Annotated in this window: 19 protein-coding genes; 11 read left to right on the forward strand and 8 right to left on the reverse strand. The window is 65.0% G+C overall.

Translation table 11 applies throughout. From position 1 onward, the window contains the following. Positions 1-50: 50 nt before the first annotated feature. A complete protein-coding gene (locus M3A49_RS37685; protein WP_254353200.1) occupies positions 51-1,043 on the forward strand; it encodes an ABC transporter ATP-binding protein in 993 nt (330 codons plus the stop codon). Next, positions 1,040-1,801, forward strand: a complete 762-nt coding sequence (locus tag M3A49_RS37690; protein ID WP_028206926.1) for an ABC transporter permease — start codon at positions 1,040-1,042, stop codon at positions 1,799-1,801. The genes M3A49_RS37685 and M3A49_RS37690 overlap by 4 nt, the downstream gene beginning before the upstream one ends. A 34-nt stretch (positions 1,802-1,835) precedes the next feature. Here M3A49_RS37690 and M3A49_RS37695 read toward each other — a convergent pair whose 3' ends face one another. The 4 genes from M3A49_RS37695 to M3A49_RS37710 form a co-directional block, all read right to left on the reverse strand. After that, a complete protein-coding gene (locus M3A49_RS37695; protein WP_266233372.1) occupies positions 1,836-3,191 on the reverse strand; it encodes a tryptophan leader peptide in 1,356 nt (451 codons plus the stop codon). A 101-nt stretch (positions 3,192-3,292) separates the two neighbouring features. Further along, positions 3,293-4,060, reverse strand: coding sequence for a ParA family protein (locus M3A49_RS37700; RefSeq protein WP_028206927.1), 768 nt, complete (start codon positions 4,058-4,060; stop codon positions 3,293-3,295). 337 nt (positions 4,061-4,397) lie between these two features. Further along, on the reverse strand, positions 4,398-4,934 hold the full coding sequence (locus M3A49_RS37705) for a nucleoside deaminase (protein WP_266233373.1): 537 nt from the start codon (positions 4,932-4,934) through the stop codon (positions 4,398-4,400). Between the two features lie 26 nt (positions 4,935-4,960). Continuing rightward, entirely contained in the window at positions 4,961-6,073 is a 1,113-nt protein-coding gene (locus tag M3A49_RS37710) for a BMP family ABC transporter substrate-binding protein (protein ID WP_266233374.1), read from the reverse strand. 207 nt (positions 6,074-6,280) lie between these two features. Here M3A49_RS37710 and M3A49_RS37715 point away from each other — a divergent pair, with 207 nt between their 5' ends. Further along, positions 6,281-6,718 (forward strand): cupin domain-containing protein, encoded by a 438-nt coding sequence (locus M3A49_RS37715; RefSeq protein ID WP_254353196.1) that lies wholly within the window; start codon positions 6,281-6,283, stop codon positions 6,716-6,718. A gap of 4 nt (positions 6,719-6,722) precedes the next feature. Here the strand turns inward: M3A49_RS37715 and M3A49_RS37720 are convergent, their stop codons facing one another. Beyond that, a complete protein-coding gene (locus M3A49_RS37720) occupies positions 6,723-8,078 on the reverse strand; it encodes a polyhydroxyalkanoate depolymerase (RefSeq protein WP_266233375.1) in 1,356 nt (451 codons plus the stop codon). Positions 8,079-8,390: 312 nt separating this feature from the next. Between M3A49_RS37720 and M3A49_RS37725 the strand changes: the two genes are divergently transcribed. Beyond that, on the forward strand, positions 8,391-9,050 hold the full coding sequence (locus M3A49_RS37725; protein WP_254353194.1) for a glutathione S-transferase family protein: 660 nt from the start codon (positions 8,391-8,393) through the stop codon (positions 9,048-9,050). Positions 9,051-9,206: 156 nt separating this feature from the next. Then, positions 9,207-10,655, forward strand: a complete 1,449-nt coding sequence (locus tag M3A49_RS37730) for a circularly permuted type 2 ATP-grasp protein (RefSeq protein WP_266233382.1) — start codon at positions 9,207-9,209, stop codon at positions 10,653-10,655. Between the two features lie 37 nt (positions 10,656-10,692). On the opposite strand, the gene M3A49_RS37735 is transcribed toward M3A49_RS37730, so the two are convergent. Then, on the reverse strand, positions 10,693-11,766 hold the full coding sequence (locus M3A49_RS37735; protein ID WP_266233376.1) for a zinc-binding metallopeptidase family protein: 1,074 nt from the start codon (positions 11,764-11,766) through the stop codon (positions 10,693-10,695). 173 nt (positions 11,767-11,939) lie between these two features. Between M3A49_RS37735 and M3A49_RS37740 the strand changes: the two genes are divergently transcribed. The 3 genes from M3A49_RS37740 (at position 11,940) to M3A49_RS37750 (ending at position 18,999) form a co-directional block, all read left to right on the forward strand. Next, positions 11,940-15,389 (forward strand): DUF2126 domain-containing protein, encoded by a 3,450-nt coding sequence (locus M3A49_RS37740; RefSeq protein ID WP_266233377.1) that lies wholly within the window; start codon positions 11,940-11,942, stop codon positions 15,387-15,389. 77 nt (positions 15,390-15,466) lie between these two features. Further along, positions 15,467-18,100, forward strand: coding sequence for a circularly permuted type 2 ATP-grasp protein (locus M3A49_RS37745; protein ID WP_254353191.1), 2,634 nt, complete (start codon positions 15,467-15,469; stop codon positions 18,098-18,100). Beyond that, a complete protein-coding gene (locus tag M3A49_RS37750) occupies positions 18,097-18,999 on the forward strand; it encodes a transglutaminase family protein (protein ID WP_254353190.1) in 903 nt (300 codons plus the stop codon). The genes M3A49_RS37745 and M3A49_RS37750 overlap by 4 nt, the downstream gene beginning before the upstream one ends. Positions 19,000-19,630: 631 nt before the next feature. Here the strand turns inward: M3A49_RS37750 and M3A49_RS37755 are convergent. Then, positions 19,631-20,362, reverse strand: coding sequence for a response regulator (locus tag M3A49_RS37755; RefSeq protein ID WP_254353189.1), 732 nt, complete (start codon positions 20,360-20,362; stop codon positions 19,631-19,633). Positions 20,363-20,594: 232 nt separating this feature from the next. Between M3A49_RS37755 and M3A49_RS37760 the strand changes: the two genes are divergently transcribed. The 3 genes from M3A49_RS37760 (at position 20,595) to M3A49_RS37770 (ending at position 23,095) form a co-directional block, all read left to right on the forward strand. Continuing rightward, a complete protein-coding gene (locus M3A49_RS37760) occupies positions 20,595-22,049 on the forward strand; it encodes an ATP-binding protein (RefSeq protein ID WP_266233378.1) in 1,455 nt (484 codons plus the stop codon). After that, positions 22,042-22,761 (forward strand): response regulator, encoded by a 720-nt coding sequence (locus tag M3A49_RS37765; protein ID WP_254353187.1) that lies wholly within the window; start codon positions 22,042-22,044, stop codon positions 22,759-22,761. Before M3A49_RS37760 ends, M3A49_RS37765 begins: the two co-directional genes overlap by 8 nt. Before the next feature lie 136 nt (positions 22,762-22,897). Then, positions 22,898-23,095: a DUF3562 domain-containing protein gene (locus M3A49_RS37770; RefSeq protein ID WP_254353186.1), complete on the forward strand. Its 198-nt coding sequence runs from the start codon at positions 22,898-22,900 to the stop codon at positions 23,093-23,095. 75 nt (positions 23,096-23,170) lie between these two features. On the opposite strand, the gene pstS is transcribed toward M3A49_RS37770, so the two are convergent. Beyond that, a partial coding sequence (gene pstS / locus M3A49_RS37775) for a phosphate ABC transporter substrate-binding protein PstS (RefSeq protein ID WP_266233379.1) occupies positions 23,171-23,835 on the reverse strand: 665 nt, incomplete at its 5' end.

Genomic DNA, 23,835 nt, shown 5'->3' on the forward strand with positions numbered 1-23,835 from the left:
CGTGTGGGTCCGTGCGATGTCTTTTACCCGCTTCTGGTAATGTCACGCACATGCAAACGATCCTATCCATCGAGAATCTCTCGAAAGTCTATGCATCGGGACTCCGGGCGCTCACGAACGTCAATCTGGACATTGCGCGGGGCGAAATCTTCGCGCTGCTGGGGCCGAATGGCGCCGGCAAGACGACGCTGATCAGCATCATCTGCGGCATCGTCAATGCGAGCGAAGGCAGTGTGCGCGTGGCCGGTCACGATATCCTCGCCGACTATCGCGCCGCGCGCTCGCTGATCGGCCTCGTGCCGCAGGAGCTGACGACCGACGCGTTCGAAACGGTCTGGGCCACCGTATCGTTCAGCCGCGGCCTGTTCGGCAAGCCGCCCAACCCCGCGTATGTCGAGCGCGTGCTGCGCGACCTCTCGCTGTGGGAAAAGCGGAACAACAAGATCATGACGCTCTCGGGCGGCATGAAACGCCGCGTGCTGATCGCGAAGGCGCTCGCGCACGAGCCGCAAGTCCTGTTTCTGGACGAACCGACGGCGGGGGTGGACGTCGAGCTGCGCCGCGACATGTGGGAACTCGTGCGCGGGCTCAAGGCGAACGGCGTGACGATCATCCTGACGACGCACTACATCGACGAGGCGGAGGAGATGGCCGACCGCATCGGCGTCATCAACGCGGGCAAGATCATGCTCGTCGAGCGCAAGGACGTGCTCATGCGCAAGCTCGGCCGCAAACAGTTGACGCTGCAGCTCGACGCGCCGCTGGGCGCGATTCCGGACGGGCTCGCTGCCTGGGGGCTGGAGCTGGCCGACGGCGGCTCCGAACTCATCTATACGTACGACAGCGAAAACGAACGCAACGACATCATCACGCTGCTGAAGAACCTGAACGAGGCCGGCATCGGCTTCACGGACCTGAAAACGAGCCAGAGTTCGCTCGAGGACATCTTCGTGAGTCTCGTCCATAGAGACCCGGCGGCCGCTTCACGGCCCGCCGCAGCTTCGGTCGCAGAAGACGGCAAAGGACAGGTAACCTCCCGATGAACCACTACGCAATTCGCGCCATCTACCGATTCGAAATGGCGCGCACCCGGCGCACGCTGATGCAGAGCATTGTCGCACCGGTCATTTCGACCTCGCTCTACTTCATCGTCTTCGGCTCCGCAATCGGTTCGCGCATCAAGGAAGTGAACGGTGTCAGCTACGGCGCGTTCATCGTGCCGGGCCTGATCATGCTGTCGCTGCTGTCGCAGAGCATCTCGAACGCATCGTTCGGCATCTACTTCCCGCGCTTCACGGGCACGATCTACGAGCTGCTCTCGGCGCCCGTGTCCTACCTCGAAATCGTGGTCAGCTATGTCGGCGCGGCGGCGACCAAGTCGGTCGTGCTCGGGCTCATCATCCTCGCGACCGCGGCGCTCTTCGTGCCGATCCAGATCCAGCACCCCGTATGGATGGCGCTGTTCCTGCTGCTGACCGCGGTCACGTTCAGCCTGCTCGGTTTCATCATCGGCATCTGGGCGGACAACTTCGAGAAACTGCAGATCGTGCCGCTCCTGATCATCACGCCGCTGACCTTCCTCGGCGGCGCCTTCTACTCGGTCGACATGCTGCCGACGGCGTGGAAAGTGATCACGCTATTCAACCCGATCGTCTATCTCATCAGCGGTTTTCGCTGGAGCTTCTACGGGCTCGCCGATGTCGACGTCGGCGTGAGTCTCGGCATGACAGCCGCCTTTCTCGCCGTGTTCCTCGCGATCACTGCGTGGATCTTCAAGACGGGCTACCGGCTGAAAACCTGACGTTAGCGAATCAACCGGGTGCCCGCCTCGAACTTCAGGCCGGCACCTCTCCCGGCGCGCCGTCGAGCGGCCGGTCCTTCGGGCCGTTCAGGGGGGCGTCGAACGAGCCGTCCAGAATACGCAGCTTGTCGGTCATATCGGGAAAGGTGTGACCTGCCGCGCGCAGCTCGTTCACGAGCCGATGCGCAACGGCCCGGCAGTGGGCCAGCGTCTCATGCAGGCGCGGCTCCGACTGCAAACCGGTCACCGCCCTCTGCAGCTCTGGTGGAGATTCGCTCAGCAGAGCCGGAACGACTTCGTCCGGCGGGATCAGCGAGCCGTGACTCAGCAGTTGCGCGGTCCAGTCGCAGCCATACAGCAGTGCGCGCCGTTCGGCCCTGCGCGCTTCGTCCTGCTCGAGCGCGGCGAGGCTGTGGCGATTCTTCTGAATCTCGGCGCGCCACGGCGCCAGAATCTCGGCACGCAGCGCCGCTATCGCTTCGCCGAGCGCCGCGTTCTGCCCGCCCGCAACGAGGCGGCGTTCGTCGAGCCTGTCCACCTCGTCCCGGTAGCTTTCGAGGTACGCCAGCCAGTTCAACGGCAGCTCCGGCTTTTCGAAGAATGCGCGGCGCACTTCACTGAGTTCGTTGCGAATATCCTGCAGCGCCTGGTTATCGGCAAGACGCGCCTCATGCACGTCGTGAGCCGTCACCATCTGCCGATGCAGCGGAAAGAGTGGATTGCTGTAGCGCCGCTGCAGATGCCGCTCGGCCGCGCCCGGCCGGGCGCTCCATTTCCAGTTGGGCAACGATTTCGCGTCGAATTCGACCGCCTGGATCATCGGCCGGAACACGGACAGCGCTTCGTCGGTGGCATGGCGAAAGCAGTCCGCCAGCTTGTAGTCGTTGCCTTGCAGGGAGGCGGCCACATCCCCCGCGTAAGGCGAGTCGGGCCTGAGCCTCAGGGTGCCGGTGGCCAAAAAGAATTCCATCGGCAGTTCGACGCTCTGGCCTTCCAGTCTGAACGCGCGCTGCTCGGCGGAAATCGCCTCGACAGCGTGCGCGAGGCGGTTTTCCTGATCGAGGAGCGCATCGATCGCGTCTCCCGACGACGGCTGCGCTGCGTCGGCCAGCAGGCAAAACGTCTCGCGTGCCATTCTCGCCGCGATGGTGCCGTGCTTCTCGGCAAAGAGCCAGAACCAGAGGGCGAGCTGGTAGCCCTTGACCCCATTTTGAGCGGTTGCTTCGACCTCGGGTGTGAATGCGATGCCGGGCGCGGCCCAGTTCGCAAACGGCGGCGTGCCGACGCCCTGATACATGCCCAGGAGTTGGCGTATCGATTCATGCGTATTGGCAGGCCAGTTGCGCGCCTCTTCCTGGCGCTTCTCGTTCTTCCAGAACCTCCAGTCCATTCTGCACCTCGCAAGAGAGCAAGAGTCTCGGTGCGACTCGCTGCGAGGGATACTTGCACACTCCGCCGAGGGCGTAAACCGGTGATCTCCGCGCTTGCCCTTTAAGCCCCGCTCAGTTCCTGATGGAGCGCGAGGAATTCGCGCGTGAGTTTGTGCGCCGGATCGAGGTGAACGACGGGCTTGGCCTGCTGATGCGATTCGCGAATCTTCACCGACGATGAAAGCCGCGACGACAGCACCGGCAACCCTTCATCGACGAGTTCGTCAACGAGTTGCTGCGGCAGGCTCGCGCGCGGCTGGAACTGGTTGATGACGATGCCTTCGACCGTAAGCGCGGCATTGTGGTCCTGCTGAATTTCTTTCACGTTTTCGAGCAGCGTGTAAAGTGCGCGGCGCGAGAAGTCGTCGCAGTCGAATGGAATGAGGCAGCGCTCGACCGCGATCAGCGCCGAGCGCGTGTAGAAGTTCAGTGCAGGCGGCGTGTCAATGTAGATCGCATCGTACATGTCGAGCTCTTTGAGCGCGTCGCGCAGCTTGTAGATCTTGTAGCGCGACTCGAGCTTCCCGTGCAGCGTGTCGAGATCGGGATGCGCGGGCATCACGTCCAGATTCTCGAAGGGTGTCGAATGAATGAACGACGTGACCTCGACCGGCCGGAAGCTGAACGTCAGCGCGGTTTCGAAGAAGTCGGCTACGTTGGGCTTCGCGTCGGTGGAAGCCGCGCCGAGCAGGTACTGGCTCGAATTTGCCTGCGCGTCGAGGTCGATCACGAGCGTGCGCCGGCCCTCGTTCGCGCTGATCGCAGCCAGATTGCAAACGATCGTTGACTTGCCTACACCACCCTTCTGATTGAACACCACGCGCCGCATCTCTTCGCTCCCCTGTTTCTCTCTCATTCAATGAGATGGATGGGGATGAGCATACCCGATGCGGCGGTGCAAAAAGATTTTGGTGGCCGTTTTCCAGGCAAACGGCTAGTTATCTAACCGTTTCATTTTCCAGAGCCTGGCTGGTTATAACCAGTACCGTCGCATGCGTAACTCGCGGTGGCTGGCAGCGCCAGGACAAGCGATACAGCCAACAGGGCTGCAAAGATGCGCCGAGCTTTCATTTGCGTTTCTCCTGTTCAAAGGTACGCCGGTGGGTTAAGCATAGGTCAGCCGACTTACAGAGCGATTTCGCGTGATTACGGCATGAAGTCACTGCTCAAACGTGTCCCCAAAAATTGCGCTGCACCTGCATCACTTCTTCCTCGACCTCGGCTACGGGCCCGATCAGGTCAACGCGCTTCTGGCAATGATCGAAGACATAGCGCGACGACACACTCATCGTCGGATTCTCCGCGTGATTGCCCGTGGCCTGCAGCAGCCGCTCTTCCGTCATGCCGAACACCACGCGCCCAATGTTCGCCCAGTAGGCCGTGCCCGCGCACATGCAGCACGGCTCGACCGTCGTATACAGCGTGCAACTCCACAAGTATTGCGGCGTAAAGTTGAGCGCGGCGATGCGCGCGAGCACGGCTTCCGCATGATTGACGGTATCGACATTGCCCTGTTCGATGAGAACCGATTCCTGATCGGGCCCGACGAGAATGGCGCCAAACGGGTGATGGCCCAACTGCGTCGCGCGTTCCGCGATCACGCTTGCGTGCCGCAAATGGCGGACGATCTGATCGCGCGTCGGCGCGAGCCCTTGCTCCGGGAATTCAGAAGCGTTCTGTTGTGGGGAAATGGTCAGGCTCAAAGCGAGCCTCCTCCTTGTTGGCGGTTTCATTTCGGCAACGCACCGTCTACGCCCTGCACGAACCAGTTCAGCCGCAGCAACTCGGCGTCGGGCAGCGACGTGCCCGCTGCCACCTTGATCGCGCCGCTCTGATCCTTGATCGGCCCCGCGAACGGTTCGAATTTTCCGGCGATGATGTCGTCGCGCTTTTGCGCGAGCGCCTTTTGCGCGGCGGGCGAGACGGTTGCGGTGTTGATGTCGGCGAGGTCGATGGCCTTTTCCTTGAGGCCCCACCACGTCGGCGTGTTGGTCCACGTGCCGGCTTGCACCTCTTCGACCAGGTGAGAGTAATACACGCCCCAGTAACTCACGCAAGCCCCCAGTTGGGCATTCGGGCCGAACTTCTTCATGTCGGAGTCCCAACCGAACGCATGCACTTTCTTCTGCTCGGCAGTCTGCATCGTCGCCGTCGAGTCGGTGTTCTGGATCAGCACGTCCGCGCCCTGGCCGATCAGCGTTTCGGCCGCCTGCTTCTCCTTGCCCGGATCGAACCAGCTATTGATCCAGATGACCTTGACCTTCGCATTCGGATTGACCGAACGCGCGCCCATTGTGAAGGCGTTGATGTTGCGCACCACTTCGGGCACCGGCACCGAGGCGACGAAGCCGAGCGTATTCGTCTTCGTCGTATAGCCGCCGACGAGCCCGGCCAGATACGCGCTCTGGTACGTGCGCACGTCATAGGTCGCGAAGTTCGCGGCCTTCTTGTATCCCGTCGCATGCTCGAACACAACGTCGGGATAATCCTTTGCGGTCTTCAGTTCGAAGTCCTGAAATCCGAAGCTCGAGCCCACGATAATCTTGTTGCCCTTGCTCGCGAGATCGCGAAACACGCGCTCCGAGTCGGCGGATTCGGGGACGTTCTCCACACGTGTGACCTTGATCTTGTCGCCGTATTTCGCTTCGATCGCCTTCACGCCCTGTTCGTGCGCGTAGGTCCAGCCTGCGTCGCCGGGGTTGCCGAGATAGACGAACGCGACGCCCATCGGGGCCGCAGCGATGGCGGTAGGGCTCAACGCGACCCAGGCGCCGAGCGTGGCGAACAGCGCAGCCACCAGGCGCAGTGAGCGCACCGACACGCGAGCGAATCTTGTTGCCATGAGGTCTCCGAAACAGGGAATGGAAAGGTCAGATACTGGTCAGTCAAAATTGAGGCCGAAATTTCGATTCATTATGTGATGAATAACGGAATCGATATAACGCCCAACGCGCCGTTGAAGCACGGAATCGTCGGTGGCTTCACGCTGGAACGCGTCGTGCTTGCCGAACCCCTTGCCCCTTCAACCTTTGCGCTCGGGAGACCTGTCATGCAAACCGCACTCGCCACGGATTTTTCGCACGTCAAGCCGCAGGACACCTCGTTCACGGGCGGCGGGCTGCGCGACTTCTTTGTCTATCGCGACCTGGGCATCGCCAAAGCCACGCATGGCAAGGTGGTCGCGCAACTCGTCAGGGCAAATCTTGCGCCGGAACTGGGCACGGGCTGGCACCGGCATGAGGCAGAGTTTCATATCGTCATCATGCTCAAGGGCTGGGCGCGCTTCATGTACGGCGAGAAGGAAACGCTCGTTGAAGCGGGCGACTGCGTGCATCAGGCGCCGGGCATCGCCCATTACCTCTTCGATTACTCGCCCGACATGGAGTACCTCGAAATCGTGAGCCCCGCCGACTTCAAGTCGATCGATGTGGAAGCGCCCTGCGCGGTGCCCGCGCCGACACCCTGGCAAGCGAGCCCCGCAATCTAACGCGCTAGCCCTGGTTGGGCTGCGTTTCGGCGGCGCGGCTGATTGCCGTTGCGGCATGCGCGTCGGCGTCGAGCAGCGCGCGCAGGGTTACCCGATCGTCGCCCATCGCCTCCGGCGCCGCAATGCGCCGCGCGCGCGGCTCGTGGTCGTGAATCGTCGAACGCACGAGCGGATAGATCTGCGTGTCCCAGCGACGGCCATTGAAGACGCCGTAGTGACCCACGCCGGTCTGCACATGATGCGTCTTCATATAAGGGCGCAGCCCCCGGCACAGGTCATGGGCGGCAACGGTCTGGCCGACCGCACAGATATCGTCCTTCTCGCCTTCGATCGTGAGCAGCGCGGTGCGGCGAATCGCGTGCGGCTCCACGAGGCGCTCGCCCACCTTGAGCTTGCCTGACGGCAGGGCGTATTCCTGAAACACCGATCTGACCGTTTCCAGGTAGAACTCCGCGGTGAGATCGGAAGTGGCGAAGTACTCGCGATAGAACACGTTGAGCGCATCCGCTCTCGTGGGGTCGCCCTTCGCCCGCTCGTGGCGCATCTCCTCGAACGAAGCGATGTGACGCTCCAGGTTCATCGACATGAACGCACTGAGCTGCACGAAACCCGGATACACGCGCCGCTGCGCGCCGGGAAAACCGCCTGGCACCGCGCTGATGAGATTGCGCTCGAACCACGCGATCGGCTTGCTGTTGGCGAGTTCATTGACCTTGGTGGGATTCACCCGGCAATCGATCGGTCCCGCCATCAGCGTCATGCTCGCGGGCTGCGCGGGATCGTTGTCGGCGGCCATCAACGATACGGCCGCGAGCGCCGCGACCGTCGGCTGGCAGATCGCCACCAGATGTGCATCGGGGCCGATCCGCCGAATGAAGGACATGACGTGCTCGACGTATTCGTCGAAGCCGAAGCGCCCCGCCGATAAAGGTACGTCGCGCGGGTTGTGCCAGTCGGTGATATAGACGTCGTGATCGGCGAGCATGGTGCGCACGGTGCCGCGCAGCAGCGTCGCGAAGTGCCCCGACATCGGCGCGACGAGCAGCACGCGCGGCTGCGGCGTGGCGACGTCCTTGCGAAAGTGCAGCAGCGAGGCAAACGGCGTGCGCTTGACGATGGCTTCGGTCACCGGCGTGCGCACGCCACCCACCTCCACCCCATCGATTTCGAACGGCGGCCGCGCGTGCGAGAGCCCGGCAAGCTCGATCTGCTCCCACCAGGCGTCGAGATAGCGCGCGTCGAAGCCGCACGCGAGCGCGGGCCACGCCGCGAGCGCCGCGCGGGAGAACGACGCGGTGGTGCGCCCGAACCTCGTGAAGTCCGCGAACGTCTGGTAGGCCAGATAGGCGAGCAGGTTCATGGGCAGAGATCCCGATTTGTCTTGAACGCGAAGCAAAGCAGGCAATACGTATGCCAGAAGCGCTCGTTGGCACAGTGCTTGCACTTTCCCGGCATGGCGCGCTTGCACTCGCGCCCTGGCCGGCGCGCTGCGTCACGGCAGCACGGCGCGGACGCTTCGCAGGAAGCGGCGGCACTGCCTTCCTGCATGCCGCAATGTAGTGCGCCCAGTTGGCGTGAGCGGTGCATGCAGGGGCGATGCGCGCATTCGGTGCATGCGGCTGCCTGACCGTCACACTGTTTGCCGTCATGTCCTCACCGTTCAGGAGCCTCCATGAGTCAGACGAATACGACCCTGACGATCAGCAGCCGGAACTATTCGTCGTGGTCCATGCGCGGCTGGCTGCTTGCCAGACTCGCCGGACTCGAATTCGACACGGTGACGGTGCCGCTCGACGACGCCGCCACGCGTGCCGAACTGCTGCTGCTCTCGCCTTCCATTCTCGTTCCCTGCCTGCGCCACGACGGCATCGCGGTCTGGGACACGCTCGCGATTTGCGAATACCTCAACGAGATCCAGCCGCAGGCGCAACTGTTGCCCGCGGACCGCACGGCGCGCGCGCACTGCCGCTCGGTAAGCGGGGAAATGCACTCGGGCTTCAGCGCATTGCGCTCCGCACTGCCGATGAACCTGCGCGGCCACTTTCCGAACTTTCGCGTCTGGTCGCGCGCGCAGGACGACATCGCGCGCATCGTGACTATCTGGCGCGAATGTCTGCAGAAATATGGCGGGCCCTGGCTCTTTGGCGAGATCGGCGCGGCGGACGCGATGTATGCGCCCGTCGTCACGCGCCTGCTCACCTATGACGTGCCGATCGACCCCGATATCGGCGACTACTGCATGCGCGTGCTCAAGCAGCCTTACGTCGCCGAATGGATTGCAGCTGCACAGTCGGAAACCGAGGACATCGACGAGCTCGATATGGAGTTCTGAGCGTCGCCGCGCACCAACATCGAGCACGTCTTGCCGCGGGCTTCGGCATGGAAGTTGCATCGCCCCCATGCAGCCCGGCACGAACAAACACGAATAAGCGAGCGCAAAAAAGCAGCGAACGGAAAAACGCACATGACGCCAACAGTCTTCAACGAGATGTTCGAGTACGGGGAGTTCGACGTTCGGGGCCTGGCCGCCACGGCGTTCGCGCAGGCCGGCGAGCCGCGCACCCACTACCGCGAATTCTTCGCCTGGATGCGCAGCCAGAGCGAGCAGCAGATGCTCAAGAAGCGCACCGAAGCCGATGCCATCTTCCGGCGCGTGGGCATCACCTTCGCCGTGTATGGCGAAAAGGACGTAACGGGCGCGGGCACCGAGCGCACGATTCCGTTCGACGTGATCCCGCGCATCTTCCAGCGCCAGGAGTGGAACACGCTCGAGCGAGGCCTGCGCCAGCGCGTAAGCGCGCTCAACCGCTTCATCCACGACATTTATCACGAGCAGGAGATCGTCAGGCGCGGCATCGTCCCCGCCGACCAGATCCTGCGCAACGCGCAGTACCGCCCCGAGATGCAAGGCGTGAACGTCGCACACGACATCTATGCGCATATCGCGGGCATCGACATCGTGCGCGCCGGCGAGGGCGAGTTCTACGTGCTCGAGGACAACCTGCGCGTGCCTTCCGGCGTCTCGTACATGCTCGAAAACCGCAAGATGATGATGCGGCTCTTTCCCGATCTGTTCGTGCGCAATCGCGTGGCGCCCGTTGCGCACTACCCCGACCTGCTGCTCGACACGCTGCGCGCCGCCGCGCCTTCCGGCGCCGACAACCCGACGGTCGTGCTGCTCACGCCGGGCATGTACAACCCGGCCTACTTCGAGCACGCGTTCCTCGCGCAGCAAATGGGCATCGAGCTCGTGGAAGGCCAGGACCTGTTCGTCGAGAACGATCACCTCTATATGCGCACCACGCAGGGCCCGCAGCGCGTGGACGTGATTTACCGGCGCGTGGACGACGACTTTCTCGACCCGCTCGTCTTCCGCGCCGACTCGACGCTCGGCGCCGCGGGCCTCATGAATGTCTACCGCAAGGGCAACGTGACGCTGTGCAACGCGGTGGGCACGGGTGTGGCCGACGACAAGTCGATCTACCCCTACGTGCCCGACATGGTGCGCTTTTATCTGGGCGAGGAACCGCTGCTCAAGAACGTGCCCACGTGGATGTGCCGCAAGGCCGACGACCTGCAGTACGTGCTCGACCATCTGCCGGAGCTGGTCGTGAAGGAAACGCACGGCGCGGGCGGCTACGGCATGCTGATCGGTCCCGCCGCCACGCGCGCCGAGATCGAGGCGTTTCGCGCGGCGCTCGTCGCGAACCCGGACAAGTACATCGCGCAGCCCACGCTCTCGCTTTCCACCTGTCCGACGTGGGTCGAAGCGGGCGTCGCGCCGCGCCACATCGATCTGCGTCCGTTCGTGCTCTCGGGCAAGGAAGTGCGCATGGTGCCGGGCGGGCTCACGCGCGTCGCGCTGCGCGAGGGCTCGCTCGTGGTCAATTCCTCGCAGGGCGGCGGCACGAAGGACACCTGGGTGCTGGAGCGCTGAGCCGGCGCAGCAACGAATTCGCGCGGCGCGTGGGCGTTCACGACCGCGAACACGAAGCCGAGATCACGCGATGAACGAAGCGCAACTTGTCGATGACGGGCGAAGCCAGCGCGAACGGATAGCCGTCGGGCATGCCGAGGCTGCGGTTCAGGCTGTTGAGCGCATAGGTGAGCGGAAACCAGCGCGCCATCAGGCTGTCGAAGCTCGCCTCGTCCACCGGCGTCTGGTCGACCAGCGTGGGCTCGTCGGGGCTGTCGGGCATGAGCGCGAGGCCGCAGGCCATGGCCGTATCGAGCGTATCGACGATATGCAGGTAATGCGCCCATGTCTCGGCCCAGTCCTCCCACGGATGCACGGACGCATACGCGCTCACGTGGCGCTGGGCCCAGTCGGGCGCGGGGCCGTTGGCGTAATGGGCGGCGAGCGCGGCGGCATAGTCGGCGCGCTCGTCGCCGAAGCGGCGGCGAAACGGTTCGAGCCAGCGCCCCATCGGCTCCTGCGCGACGAGACGGTCGAAATAGTAGTGGCCGACCTCGTGGCGGAAATGCCCCAGCAAGGTGCGATACGGCTCGTGCAGCGATACGCGCGTGCGCTCGCGATGCGCGTCGTCGGCCTCGACGATGTTCATCGTGATAAGGCCATGATCGTGGCCCGTCATAATGAGCTGGCCGTCGCCCGTCTCTTCGAGAAACTCGAATTGCAGGCCATGCTCCGGGTCTTCGGCGCGCGTGACGAGCGGCAGGCCGAGCGCCCCCAGCGTGTAGAGCAGGCGCCGTTTGGCCGTCTCGAGGCGATACCAGTAAAGGCGGTTCTCGGGCCGCGAGAGGTCGGGGATCGTGTGCGTGAACTGGCAGGCGCGGCACAGCGTATCCTCGCAATCGGCCGGGATCATGCCGTTGCAGACATTTTCGATCGCGTAGTTGTGGCACTGGCGAAAGAGCGTGCCTTTTGCCTGCGCATTCAGGCTGCGCCAGCGGCCCTCGCCCGCATCCTCGAACGCGTGCATCTCTCCTGTCAGCGGCACGTAGCCGAGGCGCGCCTCGCACCGCTCGCAGCGCGAGTTCTCGAAAAACACCAGCTGATTGCAGTGATCGCAGTGAAAGGTCTTCATTGCCGTATTCCTGTGAGGGCCGCGCGCTCCGCTGTGCCTCGCGCAGCACGCCGCATGCCTCGCACGCACGTGGCCGCCGCTGTCACATCCTGCACTCGCGCCATGCGCATCATAGGCGGGTTGCGCCGTGCGCCTTTTCCGCCGTTCCATCCACGTCGATCGAGGAGTTGGGTGTGTCCATCCGTGTCGCGTTAAACCATGTCACGCAGTATCGCTATGACCGGCTCGTGCGCCTCGCGCCTCACGTGGTGCGCCTGCGCCCCGCGCCGCACTGCCGCACGCCCATCCTCTCGTACTCGATGCGCGTGGAGCCCGCCGGTCATTTCGTCAACTGGCAGCAGGACCCGTTCGCCAACTACCAGGCGCGGCTCGCGTTTCCCGAGCCGACGCGCGAGTTCCGCGTCACGATCGACCTGGTCGCGGAAATGGCGGTCTACAACCCGTTCGACTTCTTTCTCGAACCGGGCGCCGAGCGCTTTCCGTTCGTGTACGCGCCCGAGCTGGCCGCGGAGCTTGCGCCGTATCTGGCGCGCAGCGAGCCGACGCCGCGCTTCGCCGCGTTCGTCGAAACGATCGACCGCACGCCGCGCGTGACGATCGACTTCCTCGTCGATCTGAACCAGCGCCTGCAATGCGAGATCGGCTACCTGATCCGCATGGAGCCGGGCGTGCAGACGCCCGAGGAAACGCTGGAGAAAGGCTCCGGCTCGTGCCGCGACACGGGCTGGCTGCTCGTGCAGACGCTGCGTCAGCTCGGGCTCGCGGCGCGCTTCGTGTCGGGCTATCTGCTGCAGCTCACGCCCGACGTCAAGGCAATCGACGGCCCGCGCGGCGCCGAGGCCGACTTCACCGACCTGCACGCCTGGTGCGAGGTCTATCTGCCGGGCGCGGGCTGGATCGGGCTCGATCCGACCTCGGGCCTGCTCGCGGGCGAAGGCCATATACCGGTGGCTTGCACCCCGGAGCCCGGCAGCGCCGCGCCGATCTCGGGCGCGCTCGACGACTGCGAAGTCGAGTTCGCGCATTCGATGTCGATCTCGCGTGTGCTTGAAACGCCGCGCGTGACGAAGCCCTACACCGAAGCGCAATGGGCCGACATGCACGCCATGGGTGTCCAGGTGGACGCCGCGCTCGCCGGCCAGGACGTGCGGCTCACGATGGGCGGCGAACCGACCTTCGTGGCGGCGGGCGACCGCGACGCGCCCGAATGGAACACCGATGCGCTCGGCCCGACCAAGCGCCGCTACGCCATCGCGCTGATGGACAAGCTGCGCGCGCATTATGGGGCACTGGGCTTTCTGTATATCGGCCAGGGCAAGTGGTATCCGGGCGAGCAGTTGCCGCGCTGGGCGCTTTCGCTCTTTTGGCGCGCGGACGGCGAACCCTGCTGGCGCGATCCCGCGCTCTTCGCCGACGAGCGCTCGCTGACGCACCACACGGCCCAGGACGCGCAGCGCTTCATCGAACACGTCGCAGCGAAGCTCGCGGTCGATCCACAACACGTGCAGCCGGGCTACGAGGACACCTGGTACTACCTGTGGCGCGAGCGCCGCCTGCCCGTGAACGTCGATCCGTTCGACTCGCGCCTCGACGACGAACTGGAACGCATGCGGCTGCGCCGCGTGTTCGACTCCGGCCTCGATACCGTGACGGGCTATGTGCTGCCGCTTGCGTGCGAGCGCGGCGAGCCGACGGCGGCCCAGCCCGCCCTGCAGGGCCCGCGCTGGGTGAGCGGTCCATGGTTCTTCCGCGACGACCGCATGTATCTGATTCCCGGCGACTCGCCGATGGGCTACCGTCTGCCGCTCGATTCGCTGCCGTGGGTCGCGGCGGGCGACTACCGGTGGCAACACTCGCGCGATCCGTTCGCCGCGCCGGCGCCGCTGCGCAGCGCGGCCGAACTGCGCATGCAGTACGAGGCGGGCTTCGATGCTGCCGCGCAATCGCGGCACGAGGAAAACGCGGGAACCGCGAACGGACCTGAAACAAACCGCTATCCCGAGCGCGGCGAATCCGCCGCCTGGACCTACCGCACCGCACTGTGCGTCGAAGTACGCGACCCCGCGCGCGCCGCAGGGCCGAAAGCCGAAGCCGCCTCCTTTGGCCGCTCGCAAGGCCAGCTCCATGTATTCATGCCGCCGCTCACCGAACTCGACGATTACCTCGCCCTGCTGGCCGCCGTCGAAGCCACCGCCGCCGAGCTGGCACTCCCCGTCGTGATAGAAGGCTATCCGCCGCCGCGCGACCCGCGCCTGAAAATGCTCCAGGTCACGCCCGACCCCGGCGTGATCGAGGTGAACATCCACCCGTCGTCGAACTGGGATGAACTGGTCGAGCGCACCGAATTCCTCTATCAGACCGCGCACGAAACCCTGCTCTCCACCGAGAAGTTCATGCTCGACGGCCGGCACACCGGCACCGGCGGCGGCAATCACCTCGTGCTCGGCGGCGCCACGCCCGGCGACAGCCCGTTCCTGCGCCGGCCCGACCTGCTCGCGAGCCTCGTGGCCTACTGGCACAACCATCCGTCGCTGTCGTACCTGTTTTCGGGCCTCTTCATCGGGCCGACGAGCCAGGCGCCGCGCGTGGACGAAGCGCGCAACGATCAGGTCTACGAGCTGGAAGTCGCGTTCGCCGAGATTCAGCGTCAGGTCGATTTGCTGCGTGGCTTCGGGAGCCCCTTCGACGACCGCCCGCGCGTGCCGCCCTGGCTCATCGACCGCACGCTGCGCAACATCCTCATCGACGTGACCGGCAACACGCATCGCGCCGAGTTCTGCATCGACAAGCTCTACTCGCCCGACGGTCCGACCGGCCGCCTCGGCCTGCTCGAGCTGCGCGGCTTCGAAATGCCGCCGCACGCGCGCATGAGTCTCGCGCAGCAACTGCTGCTGCGCGCGCTCGTCGCGCGCTTCTGGCAGACGCCGTACACGCAACGCCTCACGCGCTGGGGCACCGAACTGCACGACCGCTTCATGCTCTCGACCTTCGTGCGGATGGATTTCGACGACGTGCTCGCCGAAACGTCCGCGGCGGGATTCGCGCTCGATCCCGCCTGGTTCGCGCCGCACTTCGAGTTCCGCTTCCCGCTGGTCGGCGAGTTGCAGACGAGCGGCATCGCGCTCTCGGTGCGCCATGCCCTCGAACCGTGGCACGTGATGGGCGAAGAAGGCGGCGCCGGCGCGACGGTGCGCTATGTCGATTCGTCGGTGGAGCGGCTCGAAGTGCGCGTGCTCGGCATCAACGAAAGCCGCCACGTCGTGACCGTGAACGGCCGCGCGCTGCCGCTTCAATCCACCGGGCGCGTGAGCGAGAGCGTGGCGGGTGTGCGCTTTCGCGCGTGGCAACAGTCGACGTCGCTGCATCCCACCATCGGCGTGCACGCGCCGCTCACGATCGATATCGTCGACACCTGGAGCGCGCGCGCAATCGGCGGATGCCAGTATCATGTTGCGCATCCGGGCGGCCGCCATTATGAGACGTTTCCGGTCAATGCCTACGAGGCCGAGAGCCGGCGGCGCGCGCGCTTCTTCACGACCGGCCACACACCGGGGCCCGTGGAAGTGGCGCCGCCCGAGCGCAGCCTCGAATTTCCGTTCACACTGGATCTACGCCGCGGCTAATTGCGGCCGATAACCCGTCAAGAGCCCTAACCGAAGGCGCGCCTCACGAACGAGGCGCGCTGCCACGACCCACGATCTTGCCGACTCAATCCACCCTGCCGTTCGATTCCTCCGCCAGCGACGACCAGGCGGGCGCGCCGCTGCGCACGCTGCCGGTGCGCGCCGGACACTGGGACGAACTGCAAACGGCGGAAGGCGAGCTGCGCGAGCCCTGGCGGCAGTTTTTCGGGCTGCTCGGCAAGCCGGGCGCGGCGGGGTTCGACGGCGCCGCCGCATCGGTCGCGCGCCAGGTGCGAGAGAACGACATCACCTATAACGTCTACGCCGACGCGGGCGGACCGCGGCCGTGGGCGCTCGACGTGCTGCCGTTCATCATCGACGAAGCCGAATGGGCGCAGATCGAGCGCGGCGCCGCGCAGCGCGCGCGCCTGCTCAACGAGATCGTCGCCGATATCTACGGGCCGCAAACGCTGCTCGCGCGCGGCCTGCTGCCGAGCGCGCTGGTGTTCGGCCACCCGGGCTATCTGCGCGCCGTGAAAGGCTTCGTGCCGCCCGGCCGCCAGTATCTGCAGATCGTCGCGCTCGACCTTGCGCGCTCGCCCGAAGGACAATGGACCGTCGTTTCTCACCGCACGGAAGCACCCTCGGGACTCGGCTATCTGCTGGAAAACCGGCTCATCGTCTCGAGCCTCTTCGCCGAGCCGTTTCGCACCATGCGGGTGCACCGTCTCGCGCCGTCCTATTCGCAGCTCATCGCCACGCTCGCCGCGGCTGCACGCGCGATCATGAGCGCCGACGAGCGCAGCGTGAGCGGCGCGTCTGCGCATATCGTGCTGCTCACGCCGGGGCCCTTCAGCGAGACTTACTTCGAGCACGTGTTCCTCGCGCGCTACCTCGGCCTCACGCTCGTCGAGGGCAAGGACCTCACGGTGCGCGACGACATGCTGTACCTGAAAACGCTGGACGGGCTGGAGCGCGTGCACGCCGTGCTGCGCCGCCTCGACGATACCTTCTGCGACCCGGTCGAGCTTCGCGCCGACTCGACCATCGGCGTGCCGGGGCTGCTGCAGGTCATGCGCGCGGGCAACGTGATGGTCTCGAACGTGCCCGGCGCGGGCTTCGTCGAATCGCCAGCGCTGCACGGATTCATGCCCGGCATCGCGCAGGCGCTGCTCGGCGAGGAGCTTGCGCTGCCGGGCGTCGCGACCTGGTGGTGCGGCGAAGACGCGGCCTGGCGCGATGCGCTCGCGCAGGTGCCCGAGGCGCTGCTCGTGCCGACGTGGCCGGGCGCGGCGAACGCGTCGTCCGCGCCGCCCGGACTCGCCGCCGGCGAGCAATCGCTCGCCGACTGGCGCGAGCGCATCGAGCAGTTGCCCGACGCCTTCACGGTCCAGCAGCCGCTGCGCTACAGCTATACGCCGCGCTATGAGACCGGTGCGGGCATGCTCGGCGCGCGGCCTGCCGTGCTGCGCGTCTACGCGATTGCGGACCAGGAATGCGGCTGGCGTGTGCTGCCTGGCGGCTTCACGCGCCTCGCGGCCGAACATCAGGAATCCGTATCGATGCAGATGGGTGGCAGCAGCGTGGACACCTGGGTGCTGTCAAGCCAGCCCGGTTCGACCTTCACGCTCCTGCCGAGCCCGATCAAGCCCGCAGAGCTGCGCCGCGAGCGCCGCCGCGTGCCGAGCCGTTCAGCGGAGAACCTGTTCTGGGCGGGACGTTATGGCGAGCGCGCCGAAAACGGCGTGCGCCTGTGCCGACTGATTCTCGGCTCGCTCGAAGGCAGCGACGCCGAAGAGCTGTTCGGCACCTTCATCGAGCTGGCCGCCGCCAACGGGCTCGTGCCCTCAACGGTCAGCGAAGCGCGGCGCAGCCTCGACGACTTCGAGCGCGCGCTCGTGGCCAATCTGCACGAAAATGCCGGCGCAACGGGCATCGGCCGCACGCTCGCAAGCCAGGCGTATGCGTGCGGCGAGATTCGCGGCCGGCTTTCGAACGACCATTGGCGCACCGTGCTCGCCTCGCGCAACGACTTCCGTGACGCGCTTCAGGCGCTTTCGCTCGTGCCTGCGGCCGCGCGCCAGGGAGCGGCGATCGAATTCAGGCGTCCCACGCCGTACGACCGCATGGCGCTGATGGGCGCGCTCGATGCGCTCGCAACGCAGTTGAGCGCCATCAGCGGCTGCCAGGGCGACCGCATGACCCGCGACGAAGCCTGGCGCCTGCTGTTCGCCGGACGCCATATCGAACGCGTAGCCGCGTTGGCCACCATGCTCCGTATCGCCGCGCACGAACGCACGCTCGCCACGCCCGCGGGCTTCGACGTGCTGTTGCAACTGTTCGACAGCACGCTCACGTATCGCTCGCTGTATCCTGGGCGCCTCGAAGTGCCTGCCCTGCTCGACGTGATCGTGACCGACCCGACCAATCCGCGCGGCCTCTACGGCGTCTATGCGCGGCTGCGCGCGCGGCTCGACGAAATCGCCCAGGCGGCGCGCGGCCCGAAGCGCGAGCCGTTCGCCTCGCAACTCCCGTCCGTCGAGGCGCTGCCCACGCTGGAGGCGCTCTGCGAGCCCGGCGACGACGGCCGCTACCCCGCGCTCACCGCTCTGTGCGACAGCCTCGCCGAGCGGATGGCCGCGATGTCGAACGAGATCAGCGCGCGCTGGTTCAGCCACGCCGTGCCGCTCGCCGCGCAGGTCTGGTCATGAACGGCACGCGCCTCGCGGTCACGCACCGCACGACCTACCGCTATTCGACGCTCGTCGAGACCGCGCAGCATCTCGCGACCATCCGCCCGCTCGATCTTCCCTGGCAGCGCGTGCTCACGCACCGCGAGCGTATCGAACCCGCGCCGTCGTATCAGACGAGCCGCCGCGACGCCTTCGGCAACGAGGTGCTCTACTTCTCGTTCGACGCGCCGCACGACTACCTGCAGATGACGAGCGAAACGAGCGTGCTGCTCTCGTCGCGCTACGCAACGCTCGATGCAGACGGCACGCCGGTCTGGGAAGAGGTCGCACAAACGCTGCGTTACACGGCGGGCGGCGCCTTCCATGCGGAGTCGGAGTTCTGCTGCGCCTCGCCGAATATCGCCTTGCTGCCGGAATTGCGCGCTTACGCGCTGGAGAGTTTCGCGCCCGGCGCGCCGGTTCTGGCCGGTGCGATCGACCTGATGCATCGCATCCACGCCGATTTCGCCTACCGCCCCTCGGCGACGTCATTCGACACGCCCGCCGCGCGCGCATTCGAATTGCGCCATGGCGTGTGTCAGGATTTCGCCCAGGTGATGATCGGCTGCCTGCGCTCGCTCGGGCTCGCCGCGCGCTACGTAAGCGGCTATCTGCGCAACGACCCGCCCGAAGGCGCTCAACCGATGATCGGCGCGGACGCCTCGCATGCATGGGTGTCGCTGTACGTGCCTGCGGCGCCGTCTGCACCGACCGCCGGCTGGATCGATCTCGATCCGACCAACGACGTGCTCGCCGACCAGGGCCACGTGACGCTCGCCATCGGCCGCGATTACACCGACGTGTCGCTCCTGCGCGGCGTCATTCTTGGCGGGGGCGCGCATCAGGTGGATGTGGCGGTCAATGTGAGCGCGGAATGACAGCCGCGCTCAGACCCAGCGTCGAAGCGACGCCGACGGGTTCATTCAGGTCTCGCACGGCGGCTTCAACGAGCGGAAGTCCCTTGCGCACATGGCTGCTCGAAGGAAAGAGCAACACGCACTGGCAACCAATGCTTGCGCTCGCTGTCGGCAACCACGAACTCAGGCGCAAAGCCTTCCCCGCTCAAACGCTGGGATAAACCCACGAAGCGCCGCGCCAGCCAGCGCTTGTCGGCCGTGCTGGCCTCCGGATGCACCGCCACGCGTTGGGCGTAACGGCGGTGCCGAAACTCCAGCGGCGCACGAATGCCGTTTGTGCGTGACTCACACGGGCGGGTTGTGGCATCGGTTACGTGTCCAGGCGGGTTTCGGCTATGGACACGCATGGTGCCACTGTGGCGCGCTTTGCAGATTACGTGATCTTTCTGCGGATTTCTTCCGCGCCACGCCAGCGCGCCTGAACGTTACGGGACCCATTACGCGTTAAGAAATAGCAATGTTTCCGGAGTTCGAGAATGCGACGCCACCTGCTACGCTGGTCTCGCCTGACATTGCGCGGGAAGCCTCGACCGCAGATGAAGGGTGCTTTACCTTCAACCCTTTGCATACCCGGCGAACCGCCGGGTTTTTTTTATCCACGTGCAGCGGCCAGGTCCAGATCGGGAAGCGCGTCGTCGGGGCAAAAAACATAACCGTCCCGGTAACGCGTTTGAATATATTGGCGGCCGCAAGGCGACAGGCCGAGCAACTTGCGCAGACGAAAGACGACAACGTCGACGCTGCGCGCGTGAAGCGACGAATTGCGATCGATCATGCTCACGATGCGCTCACGTGAAAGCGGCCGCCGGCGGTTCGCGGCGAACACCGCGAGCACGGCGAGCACCAGGGGAGGCGCGGGAATCTTGAGGCCGTCCCGGAACAGTTGATTGTCGATGGCGTCGAGTTCGAAGCCGTCGAAGACGTACTTCGTCTCCCTGCGCGGCGACGCGGGATAGTCGATCTTGCAGCGCAATGCGTGGTGCAGGCGCGCGAGCAGTTCGCGAGGGTCGAACGGATCGACCATGTAGTCGTTGGCGCCGAATTCGAAGGCGAGCACCTTGTCGGCCACGTCGGCGGACTGGCTCACGACGATGGCGGGCGTCAGCCACCCTCGCTCACGCAGCGTGCGCAGCGCTGCAATGCCGTCGATCTTGAGCGCATCGTGCCGCACGATGATGAGCGAAGGCGTTTCTCGCGCGAGACGCTGCTCCAGCCGCTCGACGCCATACAGCACCGACACCGCGATCTGCTGACGCTGCAAATAAGTACGCAGGTCGTCCCGATATGCCTGATCGGGTTCGACAAGCAGCACGTGAATGTCCATCGATCTGTCCCTTCCTCTGAGATGCGCGTCTTTCCATTCGGATCCCGCGCACGAACGCATGGATGCGCTTCGATCTGCAGCGGATCATACGGAACAACGGTGCAGGAAAAAGAAGGGAAATCTGGAGAAAATGTGGATTCGGACGGGCCACGTACACCTTGCGGTACGCTTCGGGCGAAAATAGTGCCGAATAATTTCGCACTCACCTTTATTGCTCCCTGCTGAACCCGTCATGAAAGTCAGCGTCACCTCCAAACTCTTCCTCGCGATTCTTTCGGCTTGCGTGCTCGCCGCCGTGGCCATGGGCGTCGCGATCCGGACGAGTTTCGAATTCGGCTTCGTGGATTTTCTGCAGGAGCAAAGTGCGAGCGAACTGTCGGCGCTCCAGCAGGAACTCGAAGCCTCGTACGCCCAGCATGGCAATTGGGATTTCGCTCGCGAGCCCGCGCAAGACCGGCCGCCGTTCGATGGCGGCCCGCCGCCTGGTGCGCCGCCCGGCGATGCGCGCCCGCCCGATGCGCCGGACGGCTTCCACGGCGGCGACGGCAACGGTGGCCCCTTCGCCCCCGGCCTTGCCGGGCGCCCGCGGCCGTTTCGCCCGCCCTACACGCTTTACGACGCGAACATGAAGCTCGTCACGAGCGCGGGTCCGCCCCCGCCGCCCGACGCCGTGCGCCATCCGCTGCGCGTCAAGGGTCAAACGGTCGGCTGGATCGCGGTGGCGGGACCCACCTCGCTCATCAATCAGGCGGAGCAGCGCTTCAAGGACCGCCAGCTGCAGGCGACTTGGATCATCGTGGGCTTTACCGCGTTGCTCTCCGCCGCCATGTCGATCATCCTCGCGCGCACGCTGCTCACACCGATCAAGCGGATCGTCACGGCCACGCATCGCCTCGCGGGCGGCGACTACGCCACGCGCGTGCCGGCCAAAGGCAGCGACGAATTGCAGATGCTCGCGAGCGATTTCAACCGGCTCGCGGCGTCGCTCGAAAAAGCCGAAAGCGACCGCCGCGACTTTATCGCCGATATTTCGCATGAGCTGCGCACGCCCCTCTCGGTGCTGCGCGGCGAACTCGAGGCGATCGAGGACGGTGTGCGCCGGCCCGACGCGGCGACCATCACTTCTCTGCAGTCCGAAGTAGCGATGCTCAGCCAGTTGATCGACGATCTTTACGAGCTATCGCTGGCGGACATCGGCCAGCTTTCGTTCGAAAAAGTGCCGCTCGATCTCGTGCCCATCGTCGAAGCGGCATGCGACGTATTTCGCGAGCGCCTCGCCGCCAAAGACATCTCGCTGGAATTCGGTCCGGACGACGCACATGCAACGCTCTCGGGCGATCCTTATCGCCTCACGCAGGTCTGGAAAAACCTGCTGGAAAACGCGCTGCGCTACACCAATGCCGGTGGCCGCGTGAGGCTCTCGGTCACGTCGAACGACAACGACATCTATGTCGACGTTCAAGACTCGTTTCCGCCGGTTCCCGCGCCGCTGCTGCCGCATCTGTTCGACCGGTTCTTCCGCGTCGATCCATCGCGCAGCCGTCAAAGCGGCGGCGCGGGTCTCGGGCTCGCATTGTGCAAGCACATCGTGGAGCAGCACGGCGGCACCATCGAGGCATCGCGCTCCCCGCTTGGCGGGCTGCGGATCCTGGTCCAACTTCCTCGCCTACACATGCATCATGATTGATCCGACCACGCGGCCATCCATACTCATCGTCGAAGACGAGCCGAAGCTCGCGGCCCTGCTCGCCGACTACCTCGCGAAGGAGGATTTCGCCACGACGATCCTGGCCGACGGCCGCGAGGTCGTGCCCTACGTGCGCGAACATCAACCGTCGATGGTGCTGCTCGACCTGATGTTGCCCGGACGCAGCGGCCTCGACGTGTGCCGCGAACTCCGCACGTTCTCCGCGATACCCGTGATGATCATCACGGCGCGCGTGGACGAAATCGACCGTTTGCTCGGGCTCGAACTGGGTGCCGACGACTACGTGTGCAAACCGTTCAGTCCGCGTGAAGTCGTGGCGCGCGTCAAGGCGATCCTGCGCCGGGCCGAGCTGCTTGCGCGGGCGCACCAGGAAGCGGAGGGCACCGTCGCCTCACCGTTTTCAATCGACGTTGCGCAACACGCCGTGCGCCTGGACGGTCGGGATCTGCACCTCACACCCATCGAGTTTCGTTTGCTCGCGCTATTGCATTCGGGCCCGGGCCGCATTTATGCGCGCGACTTTCTTCTGCGCGCGCTATACGACGATCACCGTATCGTGGCCGATCGCACGATCGACTCGCACGTCAAGAACCTGCGGCGCAAGATCCAGTCGATCCGGCCCGAGCAGGACATGATTCGCTCAATCTACGGTGTGGGTTATCGCCTCGAGATCGCGCCTGCCGGCGAATGAATTTGACAGGCTGTACACCGACAAATTCGGATCGAACGAAAAGCGTCGCTAGATAGGCTAAATGTATTGGCGCGCCGGACGCGCGATGCAGTCTAATGGCCTTCCCGCGTTCCCCTCTATACGCATGGAGGCATCGATGAACCAGCACGCCACAGAAGAACTCGTAAAGGCGATTGCAGCCGAGACCCATGCTCCCATGGAGACCGTTTCCAGGATGTACGAAGAAACCTGGGCGGCATTCAGCGACGGCGCGCGCATCATGGATTACCTGAGCGTGCTGGTCGCGCGGCGTGTGCGCGAAAATCTTCGGAGTTTGCGCAGCGACGCGCACTAGGCTGACCAGGCCTCGAACGCTCAGCGTGGCTGGAGACAGGCGCGCAATGCATGCGCGCCTGCATTCCATTGCAGGTTAAGGTGCGATCGGCTTGCCGCTCGCGTCCTTGACCTTCTCCTTCCACTGCGACTTGATTTCGCTGACGACCGACTCCGGCAGCGAGATGTAGTCGAGGCTATCGGCGGCGGACGAGCCGTTCTTGAAGGCCCAGTCGAAGAACTTGAGCGTTTCCTTGCCCTGGTCCGGCTTGTCCTGTGCCGTGTGCAGCAGCACGAAGGTCGCGCCGACCACCGGCCATGCGTCCTTGCCCGGCTCGTTCGTGAGGATCTGGTAGAACGACTTCTTCCAGTCCGCGCCGGCGGCCGCTGCCTTGAACGTTTCGGTGCTCGGCTGAACGACTGCGCCCGCTTCGTTCTTCATCGCGGCGTAGACCATATGGTTCTGCTTGGCGTACGCCCACTCGACGTAGCCGATCGCGCCCGGCAGACGCTGCACGAAGGCTGCCACGCCGTCGTTGCCCTTGCCGCCCGTGCCCGTCGGCCAGCTCACGGTCGTGCCTTCGCCGACCTTGCTCTTCCACTCGGGGTTGACCTTCGAGAGGTAGTTCGTCCAGATGAAGCTGGTGCCCGAGCCGTCGGCGCGGCGGACCACGGCGATGTCGAGATCAGGCAGCTTGACCTTCGGGTTCAGCGCGACGATGGCCGGATCGTTCCACTTCTTGATCTTGCCGAGGTAGATGT

Origin of the sequence: Paraburkholderia sp. CNPSo 3076 (assembly GCF_026343935.1) — a bacterium.
Lineage (GTDB): Bacteria > Pseudomonadota > Gammaproteobacteria > Burkholderiales > Burkholderiaceae > Paraburkholderia > Paraburkholderia nodosa.